This window comes from Phyllobacterium sp. (assembly GCF_037994405.1).
Classification (GTDB): domain Bacteria; phylum Pseudomonadota; class Alphaproteobacteria; order Rhizobiales; family Rhizobiaceae; genus Phyllobacterium.
This window is the reverse complement of record NZ_JBBNAN010000526.1, coordinates 1-2167: the sequence shown is the minus strand read 5'-3', so window position 1 is coordinate 2167 and position 2167 is coordinate 1. Positions and strand designations below refer to the sequence as shown.

At 57.5% G+C, this 2167-nt stretch carries 1 protein-coding gene and 2 pseudogenes; 1 reads left to right on the top strand and 2 read right to left on the bottom strand.

Annotated features, from left to right (window positions below):
- Positions 1–328 (top strand): annotated as a pseudogene (locus AAAC48_RS28960) (hypothetical protein); the annotation flags it as partial.
- A 199-nt stretch (positions 329–527) separates the two neighbouring features.
- Here the strand turns inward: AAAC48_RS28960 and AAAC48_RS28955 are convergent.
- Complete coding sequence (locus AAAC48_RS28955; protein ID WP_340657487.1) at positions 528–1754, bottom strand: SLC13 family permease; 1227 nt, start codon at positions 1752–1754, stop codon at positions 528–530.
- Positions 1755–2089: 335 nt separating this feature from the next.
- Positions 2090–2167 (bottom strand): annotated as a pseudogene (locus AAAC48_RS28950) (IS6 family transposase); the annotation flags it as partial.

Sequence of the window (2167 nt, the reverse complement as noted above, 5' to 3'; positions counted from 1 at the left end):
ACTTGGTGCTGCTTCAGTCCTGGCGGCACGAGGCGAGGACCTTGGCTCGGTGGCAATAACGATGCTTGCCTTCGGCATCGGAGCCTCGTTTCCATTGCTGCTGCTTGGCATGCTTTCGCGTGAAACGGTGACGCGCTGGCGTGGACACATGGCATCAACCGGGCAAGGACTGAGAATGGCGATGGGTACGATATTGATCGTCTTTGGTTTTCTCGTCCTTGGAACGCAATCGGTCAAAACCGCGTTGTTAAGTCCGTCAACCAGACAGGCGATGCAGCAACGAGCCAGGCCTCCACGAACCTATCTGCCCCCGTTCGTCCCTCCCTGATGCGGACTTAGACCAGAGACGAGCGTATTGCTAACAAAGATCAGAGTAAAATCGAAATCTTGTGATGAATCTTAACCAAGTGACAGCCAAACGGACGCCATCCAGACATGACATCGCCAGATCGGCAATTATCGGCGTTTTCAAACGATCAGTCGCAGCGGTTTATTGGTCCTGATTTGTCACACGGATGAGTCTCGGCTTATATCCGGACGAGCCCCATCACCAAAAGCCAAGCCGCTGTCGCGGCAAGACTTGCAAGTGTCATCGGGATTCCTGAGCGCGCGAAATCGATAAAACTCAGCCGAGCACCCGCGCTTGCCGCCCGCTCGGCAACGATGATGTTACACATCGAACCGGTGAGCAATAGATTGCCAGCGAAAGTCGACAGAAGGGCAAGTCCGGTCAGCACTCCGTCCGGAAGGTCTGGAACAAGTTTGATGATAAGAATGACAGCCGGCACGTTGCCGATCGTATTGGAGGCGGCGAGCGTCAGCGGCGTCAGCACCGAAAGTCGGTCAGGCAGTAGCCCATGGGCTGCGAGAAAGGCCAGTCCATCCTGCGACAATCCCGTCTTGGCGAAGGCGGCGGTGACGCCGAACAGGCTTACGAAGAGCAGGAGCAAATGCCAGTCGACTGCACCGATCATGTCGCGCGATGACAGCCGCCGCGACAGAAGCAGCAGGCCTGCGACTGCGAGTGCTGCAAGCTCGCGTGGTAGCGGTGTGAGGAAAAGACCGATGAGAGCGGCGATCGCCAGGATCCCCTTTGCTATCTGAACGCGGTCGATCCGCGGTGACGAAACGTTGTTGGCCAACGCCTCCTCCGCCGGTGTGAACCGCCATGTCGCCGTGACGGCGACGTAAGTGAAAGCGAGGCTGAGTAGCGTGGGGGGCAGCGCGAAAAAGAAATACCGCCAGAAATCGAGGCCGCCCGCCTGTCCGATTAGTATGTTTTGCGGATTGCCGATAAGTGTTGCCGCCGAACCGGCATTTGCGGCGCCCGCTAGGCCGACCAAATAGGGACGGGGATCAAGTTTGTGGGTTGCGAGGCCGGTGACAACAAGCGGCGTCAGCGCAAAGACGACGACATCGTTTGTGAAGATCGCCGCCAGCGCTCCCGTCACCACGATCAGCACGCTAAGTAGGAGTCTTGGGCTGCGCGCGGCATGGGTGATGCGGTTCGCTATCCAGGCGTAAAACCCAGAGTGCTCGAACTGTGCGGACAGGATCATCAGGGCGAAGAGCAATGCGATAGTCGGCATGTCCACGGCGCGGCCCGCCTCATCGAGCGTCAGGTCACCCGAAGCCAAGAGCGCGATGAGCCCGAGCAGCGCAACGCCTGTCCGATCGACGGCGAGCCCCGGCACGCGGCCGAGCGCCATGCCCGCATAGGTAAGAATGAACACGATGACGGAAAGGGTGGTCATGCGGCGGCCTAACTAATTTCATATCTGAGTTTCCGGAGCACTTTGCCGGAGGCTGTTGGCCAGGATTGGTGAAGTTTTTCTCGGTTGTCCTCGCGATTAGTGGCACAAATTGCCCAGTAGAAGCCATTCTTATTCATTGAGAACCTAAGGAGGTAGTTGTGGGTCCGACATACGCACTGGCCTATAGTCTCGCTGCATCTGAGTTTGAATGGTTTGGGCTGGAAACAGCTGAATCCGAGGCAGTGGTGGCGGAGGTGAGGGTGAAATTCCTGGGCTTTTGGAATGGTTCCGTCGCAATTTTCACTATGGGCCAGGGATCGAGCGATGTCCGATTGTCATGCAGCAAGGATGGTGAATTGCTCGGCGATGGACGGATTGGGACTGTAGGCATACCTCGCCTGTCGCTTGCGCAT

Coding starts and splice junctions, on each gene's coding strand:
- AAAC48_RS28955 (WP_340657487.1), bottom strand. CDS start 1,754: ATGACCACCCTTTCCGTCATCGTGTTCATTCTTACCTATGCGGGCATG.